At 30.2% G+C, this 25,329-nt stretch carries 24 protein-coding genes; 10 read left to right on the plus strand and 14 right to left on the minus strand.

The genetic code is table 11. The features are described 5' to 3' along the window. Window positions 1-167: 167 nt before the first annotated feature. Window positions 168-1,730, minus strand: a complete 1,563-nt coding sequence (locus MAEO_RS01475) for an NAD(P)H-hydrate dehydratase (protein WP_011973016.1) — start codon at window positions 1,728-1,730, stop codon at window positions 168-170. A gap of 33 nt (window positions 1,731-1,763) precedes the next feature. Next, on the minus strand, window positions 1,764-3,998 hold the full coding sequence (locus tag MAEO_RS01480; RefSeq protein WP_011973017.1) for a heavy metal translocating P-type ATPase: 2,235 nt from the start codon (window positions 3,996-3,998) through the stop codon (window positions 1,764-1,766). A gap of 219 nt (window positions 3,999-4,217) precedes the next feature. Between MAEO_RS01480 and MAEO_RS01485 the strand changes: the two genes are divergently transcribed. The 5 genes from MAEO_RS01485 (at window position 4,218) to MAEO_RS01505 (ending at window position 8,102) form a co-directional block, all read left to right on the plus strand. Further along, entirely contained in the window at window positions 4,218-4,460 is a 243-nt protein-coding gene (locus MAEO_RS01485; RefSeq protein ID WP_011973018.1) for a hypothetical protein, read from the plus strand. A 98-nt stretch (window positions 4,461-4,558) separates the two neighbouring features. Beyond that, complete coding sequence (gene modA / locus MAEO_RS01490) at window positions 4,559-5,389, plus strand: molybdate ABC transporter substrate-binding protein (RefSeq protein WP_011973019.1); 831 nt, start codon at window positions 4,559-4,561, stop codon at window positions 5,387-5,389. Window positions 5,390-5,417: 28 nt separating this feature from the next. Beyond that, a complete protein-coding gene (modB, locus tag MAEO_RS01495; protein WP_011973020.1) occupies window positions 5,418-6,242 on the plus strand; it encodes a molybdate ABC transporter permease subunit in 825 nt (274 codons plus the stop codon). 149 nt (window positions 6,243-6,391) lie between these two features. Next, entirely contained in the window at window positions 6,392-7,543 is a 1,152-nt protein-coding gene (locus tag MAEO_RS01500; protein ID WP_052287789.1) for an ABC transporter ATP-binding protein, read from the plus strand. Window positions 7,544-7,610: 67 nt separating this feature from the next. Then, window positions 7,611-8,102: a hypothetical protein gene (locus MAEO_RS01505; protein ID WP_011973022.1), complete on the plus strand. Its 492-nt coding sequence runs from the start codon at window positions 7,611-7,613 to the stop codon at window positions 8,100-8,102. A 30-nt stretch (window positions 8,103-8,132) separates the two neighbouring features. On the opposite strand, the gene MAEO_RS01510 is transcribed toward MAEO_RS01505, so the two are convergent. Genes MAEO_RS01510 through MAEO_RS01525 form a run of 4 tightly spaced genes read right to left on the minus strand, consistent with a single transcriptional unit; the run spans window position 8,133 to window position 11,679 of the window. Beyond that, window positions 8,133-8,345 (minus strand): heavy-metal-associated domain-containing protein, encoded by a 213-nt coding sequence (locus tag MAEO_RS01510; protein WP_011973023.1) that lies wholly within the window; start codon window positions 8,343-8,345, stop codon window positions 8,133-8,135. Window position 8,346: 1 nt separating this feature from the next. Next, entirely contained in the window at window positions 8,347-8,733 is a 387-nt protein-coding gene (locus tag MAEO_RS01515) for a CBS domain-containing protein (protein WP_011973024.1), read from the minus strand. 25 nt (window positions 8,734-8,758) lie between these two features. Then, window positions 8,759-10,507: a DUF3422 family protein gene (locus tag MAEO_RS07725; RefSeq protein WP_011973025.1), complete on the minus strand. Its 1,749-nt coding sequence runs from the start codon at window positions 10,505-10,507 to the stop codon at window positions 8,759-8,761. A gap of 47 nt (window positions 10,508-10,554) precedes the next feature. Then, on the minus strand, window positions 10,555-11,679 hold the full coding sequence (locus MAEO_RS01525; protein WP_011973026.1) for a hydrogenase large subunit: 1,125 nt from the start codon (window positions 11,677-11,679) through the stop codon (window positions 10,555-10,557). 373 nt (window positions 11,680-12,052) lie between these two features. Between MAEO_RS01525 and hdrC the strand changes: the two genes are divergently transcribed. From hdrC to hacA, 5 genes are all read left to right on the plus strand, one after another. Then, window positions 12,053-12,643: a CoB--CoM heterodisulfide reductase subunit C gene (gene hdrC, locus MAEO_RS01530; RefSeq protein WP_011973027.1), complete on the plus strand. Its 591-nt coding sequence runs from the start codon at window positions 12,053-12,055 to the stop codon at window positions 12,641-12,643. 70 nt (window positions 12,644-12,713) lie between these two features. Next, window positions 12,714-13,607: a CoB--CoM heterodisulfide reductase subunit B gene (hdrB, locus tag MAEO_RS01535; RefSeq protein ID WP_011973028.1), complete on the plus strand. Its 894-nt coding sequence runs from the start codon at window positions 12,714-12,716 to the stop codon at window positions 13,605-13,607. Between the two features lie 520 nt (window positions 13,608-14,127). Beyond that, window positions 14,128-15,498: a Ni-sirohydrochlorin a,c-diamide synthase gene (gene cfbB / locus MAEO_RS01540; RefSeq protein WP_011973029.1), complete on the plus strand. Its 1,371-nt coding sequence runs from the start codon at window positions 14,128-14,130 to the stop codon at window positions 15,496-15,498. Between the two features lie 61 nt (window positions 15,499-15,559). Further along, window positions 15,560-16,426, plus strand: coding sequence for a diadenylate cyclase (locus tag MAEO_RS01545; RefSeq protein ID WP_011973030.1), 867 nt, complete (start codon window positions 15,560-15,562; stop codon window positions 16,424-16,426). A gap of 339 nt (window positions 16,427-16,765) precedes the next feature. Then, window positions 16,766-18,031: a homoaconitase large subunit gene (gene hacA, locus MAEO_RS01550; RefSeq protein ID WP_011973031.1), complete on the plus strand. Its 1,266-nt coding sequence runs from the start codon at window positions 16,766-16,768 to the stop codon at window positions 18,029-18,031. A gap of 26 nt (window positions 18,032-18,057) precedes the next feature. Here hacA and MAEO_RS01555 read toward each other — a convergent pair whose 3' ends face one another. From MAEO_RS01555 to MAEO_RS01590, 8 genes are all read right to left on the minus strand, one after another. After that, complete coding sequence (locus tag MAEO_RS01555; RefSeq protein WP_011973032.1) at window positions 18,058-19,398, minus strand: radical SAM protein; 1,341 nt, start codon at window positions 19,396-19,398, stop codon at window positions 18,058-18,060. Window positions 19,399-19,472: 74 nt separating this feature from the next. Beyond that, window positions 19,473-20,105: a type II toxin-antitoxin system VapC family toxin gene (locus MAEO_RS01560; RefSeq protein WP_394296024.1), complete on the minus strand. Its 633-nt coding sequence runs from the start codon at window positions 20,103-20,105 to the stop codon at window positions 19,473-19,475. A 165-nt stretch (window positions 20,106-20,270) separates the two neighbouring features. Continuing rightward, window positions 20,271-20,573 (minus strand): hypothetical protein, encoded by a 303-nt coding sequence (locus MAEO_RS01565; protein WP_011973034.1) that lies wholly within the window; start codon window positions 20,571-20,573, stop codon window positions 20,271-20,273. Window positions 20,574-20,632: 59 nt separating this feature from the next. Then, entirely contained in the window at window positions 20,633-21,313 is a 681-nt protein-coding gene (tpiA, locus tag MAEO_RS01570; protein WP_011973035.1) for a triose-phosphate isomerase, read from the minus strand. A gap of 59 nt (window positions 21,314-21,372) precedes the next feature. Then, the gene (locus MAEO_RS01575; RefSeq protein ID WP_011973036.1) at window positions 21,373-22,188 is read right to left on the minus strand and encodes a 2-amino-3,7-dideoxy-D-threo-hept-6-ulosonate synthase; all 816 of its coding nucleotides are present in this window, start codon (window positions 22,186-22,188) and stop codon (window positions 21,373-21,375) included. A 290-nt stretch (window positions 22,189-22,478) separates the two neighbouring features. Then, window positions 22,479-23,171 carry an METTL5 family protein gene (locus MAEO_RS01580; RefSeq protein WP_011973037.1) on the minus strand — a complete coding sequence of 231 codons (693 nt, stop codon included), beginning with the start codon at window positions 23,169-23,171 and terminating at the stop codon, window positions 22,479-22,481. A gap of 57 nt (window positions 23,172-23,228) precedes the next feature. Further along, a complete protein-coding gene (locus tag MAEO_RS01585) occupies window positions 23,229-24,449 on the minus strand; it encodes a SufB/SufD family protein (RefSeq protein ID WP_011973038.1) in 1,221 nt (406 codons plus the stop codon). Further along, window positions 24,425-25,165, minus strand: coding sequence for an ABC transporter ATP-binding protein (locus tag MAEO_RS01590; RefSeq protein WP_011973039.1), 741 nt, complete (start codon window positions 25,163-25,165; stop codon window positions 24,425-24,427). Before MAEO_RS01590 ends, MAEO_RS01585 begins: the two co-directional genes overlap by 25 nt. Window positions 25,166-25,329 lie beyond the last annotated feature (164 nt).

Raw genomic sequence — 25,329 nt, forward strand, 5'->3', positions numbered from 1 at the left:
TATTATTTTACTGTTTATAAAAATAGTAACTATTCTATATTATATAATTATACTTTTTTTTATAATATTTCAATCTAAAATTTATAAAAAATTAAAAAATGTATTAAATATTTAACTTTATTCTAAAAAAATCTTAAAATTTATTTACTCTTAGGTTAAATTAATATCTATCCATATAATGCTAAAACGATTGGTATGTTGTCAATTATATCAATAACATTATAATAATATCCCTTCTCTTTAAGCAATAAATCTCCTGCATATCCGTTTATAAATGCACCACAACACCCCGAAATAAAGGCGTCATTTTTGCAAAATAATGCTCCAATTATGCCACACAATGCATCTCCTGTTCCCCCAACAGTCATACCGGCGTTTCCTGTTTTGTTTATTTTTATATTATTTTTATTAAATATTAAGTCGTATTTTCCCTTTAAAACTATTGTGGAGCTCCAAGGTATCCCATAAATATTATTTATATTATTGACATCAAGCCCCATATATTCAAATTCTTTTTTATGTGGTGTGAAAATAAAATTCTCATTGAAAATAAAATTCTCATACTCTATTACCTTTATAGCATCTGCATCAATTACAACTTTTTTGTTTAATTTATCCATTTCCATTAAAAATCCATTTACAAACTTTTTTGTAGAGTTATTTACACTTAATCCATTCCCCAAAATAACAACATTGTATTTTTTAGAGAGCTCTACAATTTCATTTATATGTTCCTCTCCAAAATAATTCCCTTCAATTTCATAGCCCATTAATTCCGGATAGTTTCTTAAAGCATCCATGGTATTTTTAACGGATGCAACAGTTACCAAATCCACTATTTTTGAAGATGCTAATGCAGATAAAATCGGAGCTCCGAAAAATTCCTTGGAGCCACCAACAACCAAAACCTTTCCATTATCTCCCTTATGTGAATCTGGATTAATCTTAGATAATGCCTTTAAATCCCCCCAACCAACAATATGCTCTGCTATTGGTGGAATGCCTATTTTTTTAAGATTGGTTTTATTTAACTCATTATCTAATTTATGTTTGTGGAATGTAATTATTAAATCCCCGTTTAATCCCTTAGTTTCGGTATCTACGGAGATTATTTTTATATTATTTGATTTATTTAAATTATTTAATTCATTTACCACAGTTTTAAATGGTTCTCGGAGCTCCCCTTTAATACCTGTTCCCAGCATGGCATCTATAATTATTACATTTTCCTTTTCTGTTTTAATATTTTTAATTACCTTTAAAATTTCATTTGGACATGCCATTTCCTTTATTTTCAGTCTAAAATCCAACTCACCGATATTTTTTAAAATCTTAAAATTTTCCTTTGATTCATAGGTTTTTATTTCCTTTTCTTTTCCAAGTAGTATTACGGTTATTTCCGAGCGAAGCGAAGGAAATCGTATAAATCCGGAGGATTTTGAGATTTTATCCATATAATCGCAGTATCCTATTAAATGACGAATCGCAACAAATCCATCTCCACCGTTGTTTCCAAGTCCGCAAAATACGAATATTTTATTTTTATTATTTTTAACTAAATAATTTACCACTTCGTCGGCGATGGATTTTCCAGCATTTTCCATAAGAACCATTTTCGGAATTCCTAGATATTCACAATTATTATCTGTAATGTTCATCTCTTTTGGTGAAATATATTTTTTTATTCCATAATTTTTTAAAAGTATGTTGTGGAGCTCTAAATTATCCATAATTTCACCATTTTTTATTTTTATTATCAATTATTATTTTTCATTGGCATATGGGTTGTATCTTTTCAGCAACAATGATAAACTTACAACTGTAATTGAACTTAATGTCATGGCAAATGCAGCGAGCTCAGGTCTAAATACTATACCATATGGATAAAGAACACCAGCTGCCACAGGAATTAACGCTAAATTATAGGCAAATGCCCAGAAGATATTTAGTTTTATCTGTTTTAATATTCTTTTACTGAGTCTTACAAACCCAACTACATCCTTTAATCTATTTTTTATTAAAACAACATTTCCGCTTTCAATTGCTATATCTGTCCCTCCTCCAATAGCCACGCCCACATCTGCTGTTGAAAGTGCAGGGGCATCATTTATACCATCCCCTACAAATCCCACATATCCATTAACATTGTTTCTAATTTTTTCAACAATTTTTGCTTTTTCATCTGGTAGCACATTGGCAAATATGTTATTTTCTACAATACCCACATTTTTACCAATTATTTTTGCAGTTTTTTCGTTATCTCCTGTAATCATATATGTGTTTATTCCCATATTTTTCAGTGCTTCGATAGTTTCCTTAGCATCCTCTTTTATTTTATCCGATATTCCAATAACTCCCTTTATTTCTTCATCTACTGCCACAATCAAAGTGGTTTTCCCATCATTTTCAAGTTTTTGGGCAATATTCTCATAATTATAATTATCCTTATTATTATCCTTATCATCTGTATTGCTATTCTTGTTATTTCCCATATATTCCTCAATAAATAATTTATTTCCAATGACTACTTCCTTACCATCAACAAATCCTATTACACCTTTTCCACTAATTGCTCTAAATTTTTCAACCTTTTTATTACTAATATCTAAATTCTGCTCCAAAGCCTTTTTTACTATGGCATTGGCAATGGGATGCTCTGAATTACTTTCCAATATAGATACCATCTTTAAAAATCCATTGGTATCCATATCTGTAATTATATCCATAACCTCAGGTTCCCCTATGGTAATAGTTCCGGTTTTATCAAATATCATGGCATTTAATTTGTCCGATACATCAAACACCCTACTATCTTTAATCAATATGCCGAGCTCAGCTCCCCTACCAATTCCAACAGTTATTGCAGTAGGTGTGGCAAGCCCCAATGCACAGGGGCAGGCCACCACAAGAACGGATATCAATATGGTTGTGGCAAACAAAAATCCATTTACAAAATGCCAATATGTGGCAGATATTAAAGCTATTATTAAAACTGTTGGAATAAAATAGCTAACAACCTTATCGGCCAAACCCTGTATTTCTGGTTTTGATGACTGAGCATTTTTGACGAGCTCTATAATTTGAGATAATAAAGTATCCTTCCCCACTTTTTCAGCTTTTATTCTCAGAGCTCCGTTGGTATTTATGGTTCCTCCAATAACTTTATCTCCTGATTTTTTTAAATTTGGAACTGGTTCTCCTGTAATCATCGACTCATCAACATAACTCTCCCCTTCAACCACAACAGCATCAACAGGTATCTTTTCTCCCGGTCTAACAACTATTATGTCCCCTATTTTTACATTTTCTATTAATACTTCAACCTCTTTACCATCTTTAATTATCTTCGCAGTTTTTGGTTTTAAACCCATAAGCTTTTTGATGGCCTCAGAAGTCTTTCCCTTTGCCCGTTCTTCTAAATATCTTCCAAGTGTTAAAAGAGTGGCAAGCATTATTGTAGTATCGTAGAACATGAATTCCTTTGGTAGAATCCCAGCAGTTACCATAACGGCGGACAAATATGCCACACCCATTCCCATTGAATACATTACATCCATATTTAATGATTTAGTTTTTAGAGAGTTAAAACCTGCCTTAAATATTGGCATTGCAACATATATCAACGGCGGTAAGGACAGTAAAAAAGCTAAATATGGCTTGTATGGAATATTTATATACATCATGGAGAATAAAACTACTGAAAAAACAGCCCCTACAATTACCCTATGCAGTTTATCTTTTAGTTCTAACTCTTTATGCTCTTCCACATCCTCTAAATTTTCATCCTCTCCTATTCCAACAACATCAAAACCAAGCTTTTCAATTTTTTTGCCGATTTCTTCAATCGAAATAACATCTGGATTAAAATCCACTTCTGCACTTTCATCTACAAGATTTACGGTGATGCTATTTACCCCATCAGTTTTGCTCAACACTTTTTCAATGGTTTTGGCACATACTGCACATGTCATGCCGGATATTTTAATTTTAACATTCATAATATTTCCCCCTAAGCCGATTTTCATTCACTATATACGCATATAACATCCCAAATAAAATATTCTAATATATTTTAATATAAATTATGTATGTATTTAAATCTTTCGTCTTGATATAAGGAACAAATTAGATATATTAAAAATGAATAACTAAGTTTAATTAATTTATTATATGTTAAGTAATTAATATTAATTAATATTAATTAATATGGTGATAAAATGGATGAGATTGACGCAATAGCAATAAATATGTTGATAAATGCCCCATTGATGTCAGAGAAAGAAATGAAATATGCAACAAATAGATTGAAAATTATGGCAAAGAAAAAAATATTAAATAAACGAGCAAAGCGATTTTTGAATAACAAAAACCGTTTAGGTGGTTTTCATCTAACAAATGAAATAAATAATATATTGGATTATTGGGCTGATGAAGCTTATATTATTTCAATGAAACTATAATTACCGAAAACTTTATATATTTGCAATACATAGGAAATAATATTCCTATTAATATAATTTCATAAGGAAATATATTTCCTAATATACGGTGAAAAATTATGAACAATATAAAATTATCCATCATATTATCAACATTACTCCTTTCGAGCAGCATTATTTTTTCAGGGTGTATAGATAGTCCACAAACTATAAAAATAGATAAATTTGAAGATTTGGGGAATAAAGGCGTAAGTATATCAATAGGCAATCCCGAGCATGTTCCCGCAGGAAAGTATGCCATGAAAATTTTAGATAATCTAAAAAAATCAAACCCTGAGTTCGCAGACAATATAACAAAAAATATTGTTTCAAAAGAAGTTAATGTTAGGGCAGTTCTAGACAAAGTTGTTTCAAAAGAAGTGGATGCAGGATTTGTTTATAGGACTGATGCATTCATGGAAAAGGATAAATTAAATATTATCAAAATCCCGGACGATGTTAGTGTAACTCCCGAATATCCAATTTCAGTATTGAAAGATAGTGACAATAAAAAATCATCAGAAGAATTTGTGAAATTTATTCTTTCAAAAGATGGTCAAGATATACTGTCAAAATATGGATTTATAAGCCCTGTGGAAAACCCAAAACCCTATGAAGTCAGTGGCATTAATGATGAAATTGTAGTTTATGCCGCAGCATCATTAACTGATGCATTTAATGAAATTGCAGACGAATTCGAGAAAAAAACAGGATGTAATGTAAAACTATCATTTGCAAGCTCTGGGTCATTAAGGCAGAAGATAGAAGGTGGCGCAGTAGGTGGGACCAATGGAGCCGATGTATTTGCCTCAGCAAGTTTAAAACATATGGACATACTTAAAAATGAAGAATTTATAGGGAATTATTCAATATTTGCAAAAAACGAGATGGTAGTAATTACCCCAAAATAATGCATGGTCGTGTGTGAAGTGGTAATATATGAAGGCAATATTATTTAAATTACTAATGGTATTTAGCATCACAGGATTTGTTGTGTTGATTATCCTACCACTTTTGGCATTATTAATCAACATATTTTCAAATCCATCATTTCAATCTATCGATTATAATTTAGTACTAAACCCATTAATTTTAAGTATTACAACATCTCTTGCATCAACAATAGTTTCGCTTTTTATAGGTATTCCTCTAGCATATATTCTTACATATAAAAAATTTCCATTAAAAGATATGTTGGATACTATTGTTAATCTTCCCCTTGTAGTGCCCCCAACTGTTGCAGGATATTTACTCCTGATAACTTTTGGAAGATATGGGTTGATAGGACACCCACTGCATTTATTGGGAATTACAATAATGTTCACGACATTTGCAATTATTGTTGCCCAAACATTTGTTGCATTGCCATTTATGATAAGGGGAGTTAGGACATCCCTTCAAGAGATTTCGCCTTCATTAGTTGATGCTGCAAAAACTCTTGGGGCAGATGAATATGAAATATTTAAGGAAATAATTATACCAATGTCAAAACCGGGCATTATTTCAGGAACAATATTAACCTATGCCAGAGCAGTGGGCGAATTTGGGGCCACTGTAATGGTATGTGGGCTTTTGGAAACATTACCAATAGCAATATATAATAATGCATTAAGTGGAAATAGGGAGGTTGCAAATATATTGGCCTTAATTTTAATTATAATGTCTTTTGGAACCTTAACTTTATTCAAAAGAATTAGCTTTGAAAAATCGATGAAATCATATCGTTATTTAAAAAGATTATTAATTAAAATTATTCCATGGTAGTCGTTGCACATTGTAGTCCTAAAATCCTGTAAAAGAGGGGCAGAGGCTTGACCACCTTTGTAGGGTTAAACCCTACTAAATAACCCCAGAATAAATTCGTGGGAGTGTGTCAAAGTAATTTTATTAAATAATTTAGAGAGATGAGGCGTATGATAAAGATAGATAATGTATCTAAAAAAATGGGGAACCAGAATATTCTAAATAATGTTAGCTTACAGGTGCATGACGGCGAGATAATGGTTTTGTTAGGCCCTAGCGGTTGTGGAAAAACCACCCTTCTTAAAATTATTGCCGGATTATTAAAACAAGACTCCGGGAATATAATTATTAACAATAATATAATTAATGACTTTCCGTCCAAAGAAAGAAATATGGGATTTGTATTTCAAGATTATGCATTATTTCCCCATAAAAATGTTTATGATAATATAGCATTTGGCTTAAAATTAAGAAAAGTTCCCGAAAATGAAATTAATATTAAGATAAATGAAATAATGGAAATTCTTGAAATTGACCATTTAAAAGATAAAAAAATTCCACAGTTGAGCGGAGGTCAGAAACAGAGGGTTGCACTAGCAAGGGCTTTGGTTATAGACCCTGATGTTTTATTACTTGATGAACCATTAAGTGCTTTGGACCCCATTTTAAGAGAAAAGCTAAGGGAAGAGTTAAAAACCATACTTAACACCCTTGGAGTTACGGGAATTTATGTAACTCATGATTTAACCGAGGCCATGATATTGGGGGATAATGTCGCAGTAATGAATAATGGAATAATACAACAAATTGAAAAGCCTGATGATATATTTTATCATCCAAAAAATGAATTTGTTGCAGAGTTTGTTGGTGTAAAGAATATATTAAAAGGAAGAATATTCGAATATGATGGGGAGGATGTAATAATAACCATAAATAATCCCAATTTAAAAGCTCCATTTAATATAAAGGTTAATAATTACCCAATATTTGAAAGAAAAAAAGAAAAAGAAATATCTTTGTGCATACATCCCGAAGAAATAAAATTAAATAATGTAAAGAATGGGGAAAATAATATAAAAGGAAAAATTATAAATATATTTCCAAATGGCTCAGTATTAAAGGTGGTGTTGGATATTGGCGGTATGGAACTTTATGCAATAACAACAAGAAATTTATTAAAATATGGCATAAATGATGAAGTCTGGATTTCATTTAATAAAGGAGCTCCCCACCCAATGTGCGGTAAAAGATGTAAAACACCAAATCGAGAATTATTGTGTAAATGTAAACCACCACAAGAAAGTTTAGATATTGCACAATAATTAAATAAAAATATAGACGATTAATTAAATAAATTAATTTAAATTAATAAAAAATATTCGTGATATTATGTCCGTTGTAACAATTAAAAAAGAGATAGACGAAATTAAAAAGAAATTGATAGAAAAAGATGCAAATAGTTTAATGGTAATAGGTTGTGGTAAATGTGCAAAAAGCAGTAAAACAGGAGGTCCAGAGGAAGTAATAGACATAAAAGAAATATTGTCAAAAAATGGATTTAAAATATTTAAAAATGAAAACTTGCCCGAGGTTTTGGACGAAGGGTTATGCAGATATAGCGATGTTCAAAAATTATCAGAGGATATCATAGATGGGTCCTTTGATTCCATACTTGTGCTTGCATGCGGAGCTGGATTAAAGGCTATTTCCGATAACTTTAATGATAAAACAATTATTTCAGGAGTAAATACAATAGGCATAGGTATAAAAGAAAATCTTGTATGTCTTGCATGCGGAGATTGTAGTTTTGATAATGGCATATGTAATAGATTATCAATAATTGAAGAAATAAACAATCACCTGAAAAAATCATATAATTAAATTAAAAAAATAAAAAAAGAATAAACTATATTATATTTTTTCAGCAGAATATAGCTCAAAAGCTTCATTATTTAATATTTTATTTTCAGTTATTTTATTTTCATCATATTTTATAATGCCTATTCCATCTTCTAAGTTTATATCTACTTCAATTATACCATCTAATTCAGATAATAAGTTTTTTATGGTTTTTACACACATATTACAACTCATTCCTTCTATTTTAAGTTTTAATTCTTTCATATTATCCCCTGTTGATGTTATGAATGTATTTTAATATATCAAAAATAGATAATGTCCCAACAACTTCATTATTATTGTTTGTGACCGGATGGGCCATGTCCTCATTTTTAATCATTTCATTTATTAAATCATCAGTTAGTTCATCTTCTTTATTTAATATCTTTATCTCATCTACAAAAAACATTAAATCTTCAACTTTTGAGTGTTTGCATCCAACCAATAAATCCAGTGCATTAACCCATCCCTCAAGTTTTTCATCTTCAACTACTGGAGCATATGCCTTTCTATTTTTATACAGTATTTGAACTGCTTCACCGCCCACTAACTCAGGAGCAAGTTTTATAAATTTATTATTCATTACATCCTTTATTTTTATTTTTGAATTCATATTATCTCCATTTTATAGTCAATATTTAACCGTATTTATTTTTTAATTTTTTACTTACTACAACTCCAAGAAGCATGGCAACTGGAACGAAAAATGATGCTAAAACATAGGCATCATATTTTACAATATGGGCATGATTTAGCCCTTCAAAAACTATCAAGGCGAGTTCTGTAAAATAAAATGCTGCAAAGATTGTATATAATCCCTCCACCGCCCTATGCATATTTAACTGAGTTTTTGCCGTTTTATGTATTTCATTTTGTAAATTTATGGTTTTATTATTTTGGGAGATATTTACATTTGTTTCAAGTATTCCTATTAATTCATTTACGGTATTTTTCATAATACTGAGCTCATTCAATAAATGTGTGAAATCATTGAGGAGCTCCCTATACTCCATACTATATCCTGCTGAATCTAAAAAGGATTTAAATTTTTGGTCGTCTAATTTTTTCGCCATATAATATTCAAATAGACTATATTTTTTTGTAAGTTTCTCTTGAAGGTTAGATATATTTTTAACACTTATCGATAGCATCGACAAATATTCTTCAAATGAATGTTCTTTATCAATATTTACATCTATTACAAGCTGATTTATATCTTGTTGTAATGATTCTACTTTTTTTGAATATTCTAAGTATAAATCATTCATTATTTCATTCATTTGTCCAACAACTTCCAACACAATTATATTGTCAATTCCGTTGATAATATTTAAATTATTTCCTTCAATTAAATATCTTCTACGATATTGTGTAGTGTTGTAGTTTGTGGTTATAGTTAGCCCGTTATATTCTATTTTTTCTCCATCTGGAACTTCTATTGGCACATTTATTGCAATATCAAATTCATAATCGCTAAAAATGTCCCCTACCTTATTCTTATTGTTATAATAGTCATTAAAATCATTATACCACAATTGAAGGTTTTTATGTGCCTCATCTTCTTTGAATTTAATCAATATATCATTTTTAATCCCATATCCGCTATTTTTTAATCTATATGTTTTATCAAGGAGCTCCTCAATAATTAAATCAGAAGATTTAGAATTTCCTTCAATCATACCTTTGTTAAATAATATATGAATTTTTAAAAAATGGCTATTGATATTATTTGGAATATCTTCATATTTTTTAATGTTTCTGTTAGAAAGCATTAATGGAGTATCCATTTTTTTCCAATTTTCTATATATTCATTCGATACATAAAGTCCGCAAAAACAATGCCCGTATGTTTTAATCTCATGTTTTACATCGGGGCAGGGGCAGGGCACATTTCCGAGCTTGCAGGGGCAGTATTTTATTCCGTTTTCTTGATTCTTTAACTGGGTATTAAGCACATTTAAAACATAATCTTTATCAGGATTTAAATAATAGCCACTATATTCACTGAATAATTCAACTTTATTATAATATTCTATCAGATTATTTTTATCATTACTATCGTTATTATGCTTGTTATGTTTTGCAAAATCAATAAATGATTTTTCGGTAACAGGTGGCTTTAACAATTTTTTATTTAATAGTTTTTCTAATTTTTCTATGTTGTAGCCCACAATTATCTCATTGCCCAGTACAATGGATGGAAATGCAATATTTTTAATATCTCCAATATTATTGAAGACTTTAAATTCCTCATTTAAATCAGATTCTTCAATATCTTCTATATTTATTAATTCAAATTTAATATTATTATATTCCAAAATATTCTTTAAAATATTGCATAGTGGGCATGTTGAATTTACATATAATTTTAATAAATTATTGGCCATAGTTTCATTATTTTTTTTAGTTATTTTTTTAGTTATCGTATTATGTGTTATTTATTATTCTGTTCCCGCAATATTATCAATCTATCGGTGCAGGTAAAACAGGGGTCGCAACTTGCCACTATAAGCTCGGCATCGGACACATGATAATCTTTTAATACTTCCTCCATACATGCCAAATTTGTAGCTGTGGGAGTCCTGACCTTAGCCTGTCTTACTCTACCTTCGTTATCTACTCCATATGTATAATATTGCTGACCTCTTTGTGCCTCAGTATAACAATCTATCGGTTTAAATTCCTTTATCTCATAATTTGGATTATAAAATTTTTCAGGGAGACTTGGGAGCTCCTTTAATGCCTGTTTTATTATTTTAACACTTTCAATACATTCGTAGAATCTAACGGCTACTCTTGCATATACATCGCCATCATCAAGAATTATCTCATCGAACTCAAAACAGTCATATTCAGGCACATAGCCCATTTTTCTCATGTCGCTTTTTATCCCACTTCCCCTTGCAGTCGGTCCCAAAGCATGGTATTTTGCCGCTGTTTTCCTATCTAAAACCCCAATATCTTTCATACGAGAAACTAACAATGGGTCGTTAATGGTCCTTCCAATTATTTTATTTAATGCATCTTCATATTTTTCCATTCTTTCAAGATATGCTGAAATCTGACTGTCTTTTATATCGCATCTTGGTCTTATTCCTCCTATAATTGGGCATGAATACTGAACCCTACTTCCACTTATATCAAATAATGTTTGCATTATTGGCTCTCTTAGCATGAATGCCCTCATTGACATTGTTTCATGTCCAAGAATTTCAAAGGCATGCCCAAATAGTAGCGTATGTGAGTGTAATCTTTCTAATTCTTCAACTATTACTCTTATGTGGTTTGCACGCTCTGGAACTTCTATATCGCTTCCTATCTCACATACCCTAACAGCACTCCAAAGATGTATATGGGAACATATTCCACAAATTTTTTCAGTTAGGATTGTTGCTTTTTCAGGAGGTAGTCCTTCCATAAGTCGCTCTATGCCTCTATGATTAACCCCTATGGTGAGCTCGGCATCTTTTATAATTTCGTCTTCTATAAATAATCTTAATCTATGCGGTTCCAATATTGCAGAATGAATAGGTCCTATTGCAATTTCTCCTTCATACATAATATTACCTTACTAATTTTTTTAATAATTTAATTATCATTAATATTTTTTTATTCCATTTTCTTTTATTAAAGTAATTTTATATTATATTTTTCATTATTAATTATGATAGATTATTTTAATATATATTTTTATGCTTTTGCTTTTTATGGTATTATACAATTGTATAATTAAAGTGCTGTGTTTGTTATTTATATATATAATTTTTAACACAATAAAATACAGTGCTTTCGAAAAAATTGTTTGGATGTGTTTAAAAATTATCTAGCATAATTTTAATTATGATTATAGAAGTGGGAGCTCCGGAGCTCCAATATAAATATGATAATACTAATTATAGATATTTTCGAAAGTAGTATAAAAAGGTGAAAATATGACAATAAAATCAACAGATTTAAACCCAAAATTCACGGAGAAAATAATTGAAGCAGGAGAAGCTATTGGGGAAGGAGATATAATAAGTTCCTTTAAAAGATGCTACCAGTGCGGAACATGCACAGGAGGATGCCCAAGCGGTAGAATTACAGCATATAGGGTAAGACAGCTAATTAGGTCAGCAATGTTTGGATTGGGAGACTATGTAAAAACCGAAGACCTTTGGAAATGCACAACATGCTACACATGCTATGAAAGATGTCCAAGAGATGTTAAAATCACAGAAATTATAAAGGCTATGAGAAATGTTGCAGCTCAAATGGGATATTTAGCAACAGCTCACAGAAAAACCTGTTTATATGTATTCCTTACAGGACATGCTGTTCCAGTAAATGACGAAATAAAAGAAGTAAGAAAGAAAATAGGATTAACCGAAATTCCACCTACAACTCATAAATATCCAGAAGTAGTTGAAGAAATGAGAGGTATAATGGAAGATTTAAAATTATGTGAAAAAGTAGGAATATGCCCAACAACTAAAAAATTACAGGAGCTCACCCCAATGGATTGGAGCGATATGAGTGAATAATCAGCATAAATACAAATAATAATGACCAATAACTAAAATATTATATAATAATCTTATATATGGTGAAAAGATGGACGATATGGAATTTATATTCTTTTTAGGTTGTATTGCACCAAACAGATATCCGGGTATTGAAAGTGCGACATATAAAGCATTAGATAAATTAGGAATAAAATTAAACCCATTTGAAAAGGCATCATGCTGTCCAGCGCCTGGAGTTTTCGGTTCTTTTGATATGCCAACATGGTTAACATTGGCAGCAAGAAACCTATGTGTAGCAGAAGAAAAAGAATTAGATGTTTTAACAATTTGCAATGGATGCTATGGTTCATTGTATGAAGCTAACCACTTACTCCATGAAAATGAAATAGCAAGAGAAAAAGTAAATAAAGCTCTTTCAAAATATGGATATGAATTTAAAGGAACAATTAAAGTAAGACACCTTCCAGAAGTTTTATACTTTGATTATGGTGCTGAAAACATTGCAGAAAAAGTTGAAAAACCGATTGATTTGAACATTGGTGTTCATTACGGTTGCCACTACTTAAAACCAACAGATGTAAAACATCTTGAAGGGGCAGAAAGACCAAAATCATTCGATGCACTTGTTGAAGCAATTGGAGCTAAATCCATGGATTACAGGGAAAAACAAATGTGCTGTGGTGCTGGTGGTGGAGTAAGAGCAAGAGATTTAAAAACATCATTAGAAATTACAGAAACAAAAATTAAAAACATGCTTGCTGTTGGTGTGGATTGTATTACAGAAGTATGTCCATTCTGTCATTTACAGTTTGATAGAGGACAAATCGACATCAAAGAGCAGTTAGATAGAGAATACAATGTTCCAGTTATACACTACTCCCAGTTATTAGGTTTAGCTATGGGAATGAAACCAGAAGAAGTGGCTTTGGATTTACACTTTATTTCCTGCGACCCAGTTCTTGAAAAATTAGGATTAAAATAAATAATAATTAATAACTATAAAATTAATAATTAATTAATTTTTTTCTCTTTTTCCACTATTGGATTTCGTTTTTATTTTCAATAGGGCATAGTCAATGAGAAAAGCTTATTCGTTAAATATTTCATTAATGCAAAAAGTCCTTATTGACTATTAGTATGTTCAAAAAGTTTGTCCCCCATAGGTCAGAAAATCATGGAGATATATTTAAAATATCAGTAATATTTTACATATAATAATGTTTTATTATTGCAAAAAGTTCTTGAACATACTGTATAATTTATTTTAGATGTCTATTTTATATATGTTCATAAAAAAGTTTTATAATATTTGTGAATTTAAACCTATTGAATACAGAGAAATATAGAATTTGTTGGTATGGGAATTTGTTGGTATGGGAGCTCCCGAACATACAAATATATTGTTATTACGATATCGGAAATTATTAATATTATTATATCGCAGTTATTGTTATTATTAAAATATGTATAAAATTTAAAAAATTAAATTTAAAGTGATATATATGGATTTTAAAAGAATAATTTTAGCAGGGACTTCTTCAATGGTTGGAAAGACCACAATATCCACGGGGATAATGAAAGCACTTTCAAAAAAATATACAATTCAACCCTATAAAATAGGACCAGATTACATTGACCCAACATACCATACAACAGCCACTAAAAACCAAAGTCGGAATTTGGACTCTTTTTTTATGGACGATGGCCAAATAATGGAGTTATTTAAAAGAAATTCTAAAAATAGCAATGCCGATATAAGTGTTATAGAGGGTGTTAGGGGACTATATGAAGGTATTTCCCCATATAATGATATAGGAACTACGGCCTCAATCTCTAAATCATTAAATGCTTCCACAATATTGATAGTTGATGGAAGAAGCCTAACACGAAGTGCCGCAGCAATTATAAAAGGGTTTAAAAGCTTTGACACAGATGTAAATATTGATGGAGTAATATTTAATAAAATTAGGGGGGAAAAACATTATAAAAAATTAAAAGAAGCTATAAATTATTATGTTCCAGATATAGAAGTTATCGGAGCTCTACCGCGAGATGAAAAACTTGAAGTATCTCAAAGACATTTGGGGCTTGTTCCAACCCCAGAAAATAGGGAAAAACTTAATAATGATGTGGAGCTTTGGGGAAAAGTTGTTGAAGAACATCTTGATTTAGATAAAATAGTTGAATTAAGTAATAGATATGAATTAGAGGAGGCAGAGGCAAATAATACAATAAATACAACAGAACATACCAAATTATATGAATTAAATAAAAATAAATGCACAGTAGGGGTTGCATATGATGAAGTTTTTAATTTCTACTATTGGGATAATTTTAAAGCATTAGAGGATAATGGGGCAAAAATAAAGTTTTTTAGTCCTTTGAATGATGAATATATTCCAGATTGCGATGTGTTGTATTTGGGCGGAGGATATCCTGAAATTTATGCCAATGAATTAAATAAAAATAAATCTATGATGGAAAGTATTAAAAATTTTGATGGAAAAATATATGGCGAATGTGGAGGTTTAATGTATTTAACTAATTCAATAAATGGCATTAAAATGACGGGGGTTTTGGACTGTGATTCAATTATGACAGATAGAGTGCAGGGGTTAAGTTATGTTAAAGCAACTTTTATGTCGGATTGTATGGTAGGTAAAAAAGGAGCGGAATTTAAAGCACATGAATTCCACTATTCAAAATTAATAAATATAAAAGAAAAATCATTTGCATATGATATAAATAGAGGAACAGGGATAATAAATAATAAAGATGGCATAATTAAAGACAATAGGATATTGGGCGGATATGCACATCAACATTGTGTAGCAAATCCTTATTTTGCATGTTCTTTGGTAAATAATATTTAATAATTAAAAAAATAATGTAAAGAAATTATAATGTAAATATAAATATAAAAAATGGGAAAATATGTGGTCTAAATCGATTTTAAAACATGGGTATGAATTGGCTATTGATACCAATGCCGAAATATTTATAATATTTACTGAATCAGGTCTGACTTATGAAATATTTAAGGAGCTCCAATTAAAAAAATCAGAAAATTTAAAAGTAATAATGGCCACACCCAATAAGGATACCTATTTTAAATTATGTAATGAAAAAGGAATAATACCAATATTAATGAATTTTAGAAATAAAAATAAATCAATCATGATAAATCAATGTATCGCAAAGCTATTGGAAAATAATCTTGTAAAAAAAGATGATTTAATAGTTTCTGTATATGGTATCCCAAAAGTCATAGGCGGAACAGATACAATTTCATTAAATAAAGTAGGTAAATCAAGTCCCATATTGAAATTTTACCAATATGTTGGCACATTGGATGCTTCAACGGGTCGGGTCCTCACAGAATTATTGAATATTGCCATGGAGCTCGGGGTTGAAGGGAGAGAAGGGCAACCCGTAGGGGCAATATTTGTGGTGGGCGATACCGAAAAAGTTTTAACTATGTCAAGTCAGCTTATATTAAATCCTTTTGAACATCATGATGCAATAATATTTGATAGTAAAGTAAAGGGAACAATAAAAGAGCTATCTACCATAGATGGGGCATTTATAATTAATGAAAAGGGCAAAGTAGTTTCTGCTGGAAGATACCTTGATTGCACCTGCGGACATATTATAATTCCATCAGGATTGGGTGCAAGACATTATGCTGCTGCTGCTATCTCAAAACATACAAAGGCAATTGCAATAGTGGTATCTGAAAGCGGGGGAGTAATTAGGGTGTTTAAAGATGGCAAAATATTTGTAAAATTAGAATCGGCATAAATTATAAATCGACGGACACTAATTTAATTATATATTAAGTTGGTTTTTAGAAATATATTTTATAAAAATTTATATAATATTATGATATTGTTTTATAGGTCAATTATAATGAAAATATGATATTCTAATACGGGATATATTCAAGAACTATTTATGATAATAAAATACTGTAAATATTAAATAGAATATAGTGAATCGACGAACATCACAGCAAGATATTGATTAAACAAATCTATCAAGATTGTGACTCGAACCATAGGTTTGATTTTCTTATTGGATATATAAGGACTTTAACTATTAATTAACAATATTTAAAATTCAAAATAAACGAGGATAAATATGACATTGGCAGAGGAAATATTATCAAAAAAAGTAGGAAAAAAAGTAAAAGCAGGAGATGTTGTAGAAATAGATATAGATTTAGCAATGACTCATGATGGAACAACACCATTATCTGCAAAGGCATTTAAACAGATAACCGATAAGGTATGGGACAATAAAAAAATAGTCATAGTATTTGACCATAATGTCCCAGCAAATACATTAAAAGCCGCAAATATGCAAAAAATTACACGAGAATTTATAAAAGAACAAAATATAATAAATCATTATTTGGATGGTGAAGGCGTATGCCATCAAGTGCTACCTGAAAACGGACATATACAACCAAACATGGTTATAGCTGGTGGAGATAGTCACACATGCACCTATGGGGCATTTGGGGCATTTGCAACAGGATTTGGGGCTACCGACATGGGGAATATATATGCAACAGGAAAAACTTGGTTAAAAGTTCCAAAAACCATAAGAATAAATGTTAATGGAGAAAATGATAAAATTACTGGAAAAGATATTATTTTAAAAATTTGTAAAGAAGTTGGACGAAGTGGAGCTACTTACATGGCACTTGAATACGGCGGGGAAGCAATAAAAAAATTAAGTATGGACGAAAGAATGGTTTTAAGCAATATGGCTATCGAAATGGGCGGAAAAGTTGGGCTTATCGAAGCCGATGAAACCACATATAATTACCTTAGAAATGTAGGAATTAGTGAAGAAAAAATATTAGAATTGAAAAAAAATCAAATAACCATTGATGAGAACAATATAGATAATGATAATTATTATAAAATTATAAATATAGATATTACAGACATGGAGGAGCAAGTGGCATGCCCTCACCATCCCGATAATGTTAAAAATATTTCGGAAGTAAAAGGAGCTCCCATAAATCAGGTGTTCATAGGTTCATGCACAAATGGTAGGTTGAACGATTTAAGAATAGCCTCAAAATATTTAAAAGGAAAAAAGGTTCATAATGATGTTAGATTAATAGTAATACCTGCTTCAAAATCAATATTTAAACAGGCATTAAAAGAAGGATTAATTGATATTTTTGTAGATGCTGGAGCTTTAATTTGCACCCCCGGATGCGGTCCTTGTTTGGGGGCCCACCAAGGAGTTTTAGGAGATGGTGAAGTTTGTTTAGCCACCACAAATAGAAATTTCAAAGGAAGAATGGGAAATACGACAGCGGAAATATATTTATCCTCCCCCGCTATTGCCGCAAAAAGTGCAATTAAAGGATATATCACAAATGAATAAAATAATAAATTTTGGGAGCTCCCAATTTATATTTTTTGCCCTACAATTATATTATCTTGCACCCTATTTATTTTAACATTTACAGTTTTTCCTTCTAATTTCTGGTAATTTTTATTTATATTAATTATTTGAATTATCCTATTTTTTGCCACCCCCATAACTTCACCAGTTACTCTACCATCTAAAACTACCTTAGTTTTTACAACCTCATTTAATTTAAATGGACTTGGCAATTTTTTTCTTTTATGGGTACCAAATGCTTTAAATTTTGATAAATCAAGATTAACAGTTATGCCTTTATTTTTATATTCTTGCTCATACTCCCTTAATAATTCGTAGAAGGCATTTAATTTCCAGCTTTTCATTTTTTTAATTTTTCTACCAAATTTATAAGATAAACACATCTGAACTCCCAATATAGGGTTTTTCTTTTTAGTAATTGGATTTATTATATTTTGGGGATTTTTTTGTTCTAACTCCACAGCAAAATCAATTACTTTTTTAAATTCCTCATCATTTATATTTGGCAATAATAAAGATGTTACCAACAAATGTATTTTTGAGTTTTTTATATATTCTGCAATATCCAATATTTTATTTATATCGTATGTTTTACTACCTGATAGCATTCTACTTTTTATTTCATCTATGGCATTTATTGACAGATTAATCCGATGTAGTCCAGCTTCTTCCAATTCATCTATTAATTTATAGGATAAATTTACACCATTTGACTGCATAGATACTAATCCGTCTCCCTTTTTATTAATTTCATTTAAATTTTGAATTAACTCCGGAAGTGGATAATATAAAGATGGTTCGCCTTGCCCATCAAGATGTGCCTCAATTCGTTTATTTCCTTTAAATTCAACTATTTTTTTATACTCCTCAACTAAATAATCCATATCAACATAATAATCGTTTTTTCTTGTTTTGGAGTGTTTTCCCTCATCTACGGAACAGAATGGACAATTTATATTGCATCCACTTAATCCTCTAACTTGAATTATATTCGTGCCCCTATCAATTAAACCAAATGCCGTATGCCCAATTAATGGTATTTGGGAGCTCCCTGAAATATAGTATGTTTTTCTATTTGTATATTTATTTACTAAATTTTGGGATACATTTATCGATATTAAATTTAATATGCCTGATTTTAAGGATTCTATTCGTTTTTTATGAATGTTTTTTAATAAATCATGGCTAAAAAAAAGTTTATTGTCTTCTAAATAAGTATCGTAATCCAATATAACTGCTGTTTCATAATTTTTGTTTATCTCAATGACTAATTTATTTTTATATTGCTTTACATCTGTAATCATTTTAAAATTGTTAAAATCGATAAAATCATTATTAATATCCATAATATCCCGAGGTTATAATCTATATATCTTATATGAATTCATTGTATTTTTATTGTTTTTATTGAATTTGTTAATTATATGAATTTAATTTCATTATTATTCAAATTATTATTGGTATTGTTGCTATTGTTGCTATTGTTGTTTTTATTGACTGTTTTGTTTTTTTTATAGTTTTTTCCCCTTTTATTATTTCGTTTTTTATTTGTTTTTTGTTTATTTGATTTAATTCTATTTACTATTTTTCTATTTAATGGGCTTCCACATACATCACAAATATCATCATTGTAATTTAAATCGTACATTTTTTTACAGCCTTTGCAAATTAATTTCCAGACAACTCTTCCATTAATTCCTTCAAATATTATGTTCTCTGTTTTTATGTTGAATCGTTCCGATACATTTTGAAGTCCATAATCGTCGGTATATAGCACACCATTTAAATCAATGGCAAGGGCAAGTATTTCTATATCATTTTTAGAAAGAGTATCTCCTGTTATATCTATTGCCATTTTTCTAACTTTTTCGACAGTCTCTGGTTCCGGTTCTCTTATTTTTAATTTTCCATATTCTATGGAGAGCTCCACAACCTCACTTTTAGTAATTACTTCATCTATTATCCCGCGGGTTGCATAATGTATTCCCTCTTCTATTGAAGGATTATATCCATGTATAAAAGACGATGCATCAAGTATTTTCAAAAATACCACCATAAATATCCAATTATAAAACTTCAAAAATTTTCCTTTGGAAAATTTTTTACAGTCGTAAAACTTACTATGCAAGTTTGAGATTTTAAAAATAAAAATATAATTAATTTAAATTATTAAAATTAATTTAAAAATAAAAAAGTATAGATGATAATAGTTAATAAATTATAATTTATCAATATCGGCAACTTTTTCTTTTAAGCTTTTTTCCTCTTCTTTTTCCACTTCTGCACCTACTTCTTCGTATTCTTCGTCATCATTGCCACTTTCTACTACTGCTGAAATAGCCACATTTTCTTCTTTTTTATTTCCTTCTATGTCCCTAAAACTTATGCCAAATTCCCCGTTTAAGTTAAGTTCCCCCAATTTAAACTTTGACAATTTTAATGTTTTATTTATGTCCATTCTTATTATTAATTCTTTATTACTTAATGAATCTATTAACTGTCCAACATCATCTTTTGCCATATTGTCACCCATTATATTTTTGTTTTTTATGGTATATAATATTTTTTAATAGATTTTACTTAAATATTCCGTAGGAGCTCCCTAATAGATTCCTCAACATTTTTTGCCTTTACAACACCTGATGCCAATAAAACACCATCAGCCCCGAGCTCCATAGCAGCAGATACATCCTCCCCTTTTGATATTCCTGCCCCACATAATATAGTTACAGTTTTATTTAATTTTCTTACTTCATTTACGGTATTTTCTACGATTTCAGGGTTGGCTTTGGATACTGGAATACCTGAACCTATTAATTCTGGCGGTTCTATTGCCAACATTGTAGGATTCATCACAGCTACGGCTTTTGAAACTACAATATTATTTGTGCATACAACAGATTCAAAATTATATTTATTTGCTAAATTTATGGCCTCCTCTAAGTCGGCTAAAACCATTCTTTTTTCCGAGTGATTTAACAAACTTCCATTTAAACCACAATCTGCAATTGTTTCTGCAAATACATACCCGGTATTACTTCCAGCACCCACTGCATCAAAATGTTGGGCATAAACTGGAATATTTACATTATCCTTAACTGTTTTTAAGTCTAAATATTGGGGGGCTACACCAATTGAAATTCCGCTTTCTTCCGAAATTTTTTCACATGCTTTTGCTATATTTAATCCTTTTTTTCCCACACTTTCTGAATATGTTTTATAATTTATAATGATAATTGGAGAGTTAATAATAATCACCATCGATTGAATATTATTATATACTTATTTTATTTTTATAATTATAATTAATTATTAATTTTTTATTTTTTAATTACTTTTAAAGCTTCTTCCACATCCGCATTTTCATGAACAACCATTGCCGTAGCCTTTGTAATTCCAATAACATCTTTATGCTGGAAGACATTTCTACCAGAAGCTACACCGGCCCCTCCTGCTTCAATAGAATCTTTAACCATTTGTAAATATTCCGCATCTGTGGATTTTGCACCGCCTGCTATAATAATTGGAGCCGGGCAACCTTTTACAACATCCTTAAATGAGTCAATATCGCCTGTGTAATTTGTTTTTATAATATCTGCCCCCAATTCTGCCCCCAATCTTGCAGCATGAGCTACAAATTCTGGGTCTTTTTCGTCCGTTATTTTTTCTCCTCTTGGATACATCATAGCAATAAGTGGCATGCCCCAGTATTCGCATGTTTCAGCTATTTTTCCCAAATCTTGGTACATCTGGCAATCTGTGGGAGCTCCCATATTTACATGCACAGAAACAGCATCTGCCCCCATTCTTATGGCTTCCTCCACGCTTGTAACTATTACTTTTTCGTTTGGGTCGGGGGATACCCCTGTTCCTGCGGATAAATGTATTATTAAACCGATATCTTTGCCGTATCCTCTGTGCCCGTGTCTAACTATTCCTTTATGAACCAATACAGAGTTTGCACCGCCCTCTGCAACGGAGTTTATTGCAGTTCGCATATCCTTTAATCCTGCAACAGGTCCAGATGATACACCATGGTCCATAGGAATAATTACGGTTTTTTCTGATTTTTTATCGAATATTCTTTCTAATCTTATTAATTTTCCTGTATTTTTGATATTGTTAAACATTTTCATAATTCCACCGACTAACATAATAATATTTATGATATAATGACATATTTCAATTGTATTTGTAGTTTATATATTATAGTCTGTTCGAGAACTTTTTGCATCTCAAAATCGCAAAGCGATTTTTACGATTTTAAAAAAGCAAAGCTTTTTTATAACAATGTCTATTGTATAATCCAATATTGTAAAGTATTATGTTTAAATATTAATATACTAAGACCTTAATGGAACAGACCTTCCGAACAGACTATATATTTGATATTATTGCTTTGTTATATAATTTATTATTATATAAATTATTCTATTCGATATATATCGACTGGAACATTTATAAACTTCTTTTTATGGAATTCGTATATTTTTGATATCTTAAAATCCGCTTGAAATATATTTGTGATGTTTCTGTTTTTACTTTCTATATAATTTATTATAAAATCTCTTGTGGGTGTGTTATGTATTGTGTATATTATATCCCCTAATTCCAATGCCTTCTCTAAAAATATCCTATCTGCATATTTTTTTTGTGAGCCGAACGGTGGATTTTGTATTATTATATTTTTGGCTTTATTGCCCTCTTTATTATTTTCATATAATTTATATTTGCTTATAAATTCCATATCAATATTTTTTACATCCTCTTTGATAAATTGAATATTTTTAACAATATCTGTTATTTCGTCATTAGAGTATAATTTATTTATTATTTCAAGGTTTTTTAAATTTTTTAAATTATATTGTGCCGTATTTAGGGTTTCTTCGTCAATATCAATTCCGATTACTGAATTTGCACCCATTAATTTTGCACCTATTGAAAGTTTTCCAGTTCCACAACCCAAATCAATTACAAAATTATTTAAAATATCTTCTTTTGCAAAAAATAATATTTCACTTGCCAACTTTCCTTCCATCGTATATTGTTCTAAATTTGATTTTGGATTAGGGTGCGGTTTTAAATTATCTAAAATCATTTCTAAATATCTTTTTTTCATAATCTCACAAAATATCGGCATAAATATATAAAAAATTTAAAAAAAATAAAAAAGAAATTATAATGCGTCAAGAGTCATTTCCATAATTTTATCAACTGCTTTGGCAAGTTTTGGCGGTAATCCTTTTATATCGACACTTAAAAATCCTTTTATAATTAAAGAGGTAGCTTCGTCCACTGTTAATCCTCTTGACATTAAATACATCAATTGGTCTTCTGCGATTTTTCCAACTGCGGCTTCATGAGACAAGTCAAGGTTTGTTTTTTTAGCTTCCAACTCTGGAACAGCATGAATATGTGCATCATCTGATAATATGAGTCCTCTACATTCCAAATGTCCTTTTACATCATCATTTGCACCTACAAGATGCCCTCTTGCGATTATCTTGGAGTTATCTACTACAATAGTTCTTGAAATCATATCCGCAGTACTGTTTTTACCATCTAGAATTACTCTTGAACCCATGTCCATTACAGAATTTCCTGACCCATATGCCACGGTTTGGAATGTTGCACTTGAATTATCTCCTTTACAGTGTGCCGTAGGATAGCTTTGAATGGATTTAACCGGTGATAGTACTACATAATTACTTATAAATACTCCGTTTTCCTTAATTTGAAGTCCTGTTCTTGGTCTTACATGAACATTTTCTCCCCAATCATGTATCATAGTGTATGTTAATTTTGCATCTTTTCCTACATAGAATTCTGAAACTCCAATGTGGAGTCCGGATTTAATATGTGGTGAGGTTGCACAACCTGTAATTACATTTAATTCTCCTCCTTCTTCCACAATTATTATATTATGAACATTTTGAGAGGAGCTCTCTTCACCAATTAATAAACATGTTTGTAAGGGTATGGTTTCTTTTACTCCCTTTGGAACCCTTATAAAAAATCCTTCTGTTAGTTCCAATGCAGTTCTTGCTGCATATTTGTCTTTAATATCAACAACATTCCATAAATATTCATCTAAATTATATTTTTCCAATGCCTCAGATATTGGTATCATTTCAATTTTTGATTCAATTTTTGAATAAACTGCTTTATTATTTACTTGAAGATATGAACCTATGGTTGCTTTTTCCTCGGTATCGATTCCAAGTTGTGCTAATTTTGATTTATATTCTTCATCAAGTTCGGCAAAGGAATCTATTGATATGCCTCCTTTTTCTATTTTATAGTCTTCAAGATTGATATCTTCTCCAAATGGTGCCGGAACATCTTTATATTTTTGTGCCTGTTCCAGTATTTTTAATGTTTTTTCTTTTGATAGCATGCTATGCACCTCTTATATCCGTGGTTTATTAGATTATTAAGAATTTCTCTTGGATTTCCAGAACATGAAATTACTCCATCACATAAAACATGAGCTTTATCAACTTCCATAAAATCTAAAATATGTCCCATGTGTGTGATGATTAAACCACTTTTATTTCTTTCACAAATTTTCAGTTCTTTATCGAGCAATTTATTAATTGTATTTCCAATTAATTCTACATTCTCAACATCTACTCCACTATCTGGTTCATCAAACATGATAAAATCTGGATTTTGGGAATATATTTGAAGTATTTCAGACCTTTTTACCTCTCCTCCGGAGAATCCTACATTTACCTCCCTATCCATGAACTTTTCAAAGTTCAAATGTTTTACCATTTTTTCAACATCTTCCCAATCTCTTTTTGATATAATTTTTAAAAGATTTTTTAACTTTACTCCTGAAATTGCAGGTGGGCTTTGGTAGGATATACCTATTCCAAGTTTTGCCCTTTCATGCATCGGCATGTCCGTAATATCTTTTCCATTAAAATAGATGCTACCATTTGCAACCTCATATTTTGGATTTCCAAGTATTGTATTTATCAATGTAGATTTACCTGCTCCATTTGGACCAAATAATACATGAGTTTCTCCTTTTTCGATGTGTAAATTAATATCGGTCAATATTTCTTTATCTCCTATTTTTACACATAAATTTTCAATTCTAAGCATCTGTTAATCACCATTTTGATAAATAAGATGTATTCGGAAGTTTATCCTCGCAGGTCATAAATATTTGTGATACTCCATTAAATTTTATTCTGCGGAGCTCCGAACGAACTACAATAAAATATTTTGAAATGTATTTAATAAATATATATTTATTATTTTTAGTT

The organism is Methanococcus aeolicus Nankai-3 (assembly GCF_000017185.1).
GTDB classification, from domain to species: Archaea; AGJL01; Methanococci; order Methanococcales; family Methanococcaceae; genus Methanofervidicoccus; species Methanofervidicoccus aeolicus.

Coding starts and splice junctions, on each gene's coding strand:
- hdrB (WP_011973028.1), top strand. CDS start 12,714: ATGGACGATATGGAATTTATATTCTTTTTAGGTTGTATTGCACCAAAC.
- MAEO_RS07725 (WP_011973025.1), bottom strand. CDS start 10,507: ATGGCCAATAATTTATTAAAATTATATGTAAATTCAACATGCCCACTA.
- modA (WP_011973019.1), top strand. CDS start 4,559: ATGAACAATATAAAATTATCCATCATATTATCAACATTACTCCTTTCG.
- MAEO_RS01500 (WP_052287789.1), top strand. CDS start 6,392: ATGATAAAGATAGATAATGTATCTAAAAAAATGGGGAACCAGAATATT.
- modB (WP_011973020.1), top strand. CDS start 5,418: ATGAAGGCAATATTATTTAAATTACTAATGGTATTTAGCATCACAGGA.
- MAEO_RS01525 (WP_011973026.1), bottom strand. CDS start 11,679: ATGTATGAAGGAGAAATTGCAATAGGACCTATTCATTCTGCAATATTG.
- MAEO_RS01510 (WP_011973023.1), bottom strand. CDS start 8,345: ATGAAAGAATTAAAACTTAAAATAGAAGGAATGAGTTGTAATATGTGT.
- MAEO_RS01515 (WP_011973024.1), bottom strand. CDS start 8,733: ATGAATTCAAAAATAAAAATAAAGGATGTAATGAATAATAAATTTATA.
- MAEO_RS01580 (WP_011973037.1), bottom strand. CDS start 23,171: ATGAAAAAAAGATATTTAGAAATGATTTTAGATAATTTAAAACCGCAC.
- MAEO_RS01475 (WP_011973016.1), bottom strand. CDS start 1,730: ATGGATAATTTAGAGCTCCACAACATACTTTTAAAAAATTATGGAATA.
- MAEO_RS01565 (WP_011973034.1), bottom strand. CDS start 20,573: ATGGCAAAAGATGATGTTGGACAGTTAATAGATTCATTAAGTAATAAA.
- tpiA (WP_011973035.1), bottom strand. CDS start 21,313: ATGGTGATTATTATTAACTCTCCAATTATCATTATAAATTATAAAACA.
- MAEO_RS01480 (WP_011973017.1), bottom strand. CDS start 3,998: ATGAATGTTAAAATTAAAATATCCGGCATGACATGTGCAGTATGTGCC.
- cfbB (WP_011973029.1), top strand. CDS start 14,128: ATGGATTTTAAAAGAATAATTTTAGCAGGGACTTCTTCAATGGTTGGA.
- hdrC (WP_011973027.1), top strand. CDS start 12,053: ATGACAATAAAATCAACAGATTTAAACCCAAAATTCACGGAGAAAATA.
- MAEO_RS01585 (WP_011973038.1), bottom strand. CDS start 24,449: ATGCTATCAAAAGAAAAAACATTAAAAATACTGGAACAGGCACAAAAA.
- MAEO_RS01575 (WP_011973036.1), bottom strand. CDS start 22,188: ATGAAAATGTTTAACAATATCAAAAATACAGGAAAATTAATAAGATTA.
- hacA (WP_011973031.1), top strand. CDS start 16,766: ATGACATTGGCAGAGGAAATATTATCAAAAAAAGTAGGAAAAAAAGTA.
- MAEO_RS01545 (WP_011973030.1), top strand. CDS start 15,560: ATGTGGTCTAAATCGATTTTAAAACATGGGTATGAATTGGCTATTGAT.
- MAEO_RS01555 (WP_011973032.1), bottom strand. CDS start 19,398: ATGGATATTAATAATGATTTTATCGATTTTAACAATTTTAAAATGATT.
- MAEO_RS01505 (WP_011973022.1), top strand. CDS start 7,611: ATGTCCGTTGTAACAATTAAAAAAGAGATAGACGAAATTAAAAAGAAA.
- MAEO_RS01590 (WP_011973039.1), bottom strand. CDS start 25,165: ATGCTTAGAATTGAAAATTTATGTGTAAAAATAGGAGATAAAGAAATA.
- MAEO_RS01485 (WP_011973018.1), top strand. CDS start 4,218: ATGGATGAGATTGACGCAATAGCAATAAATATGTTGATAAATGCCCCA.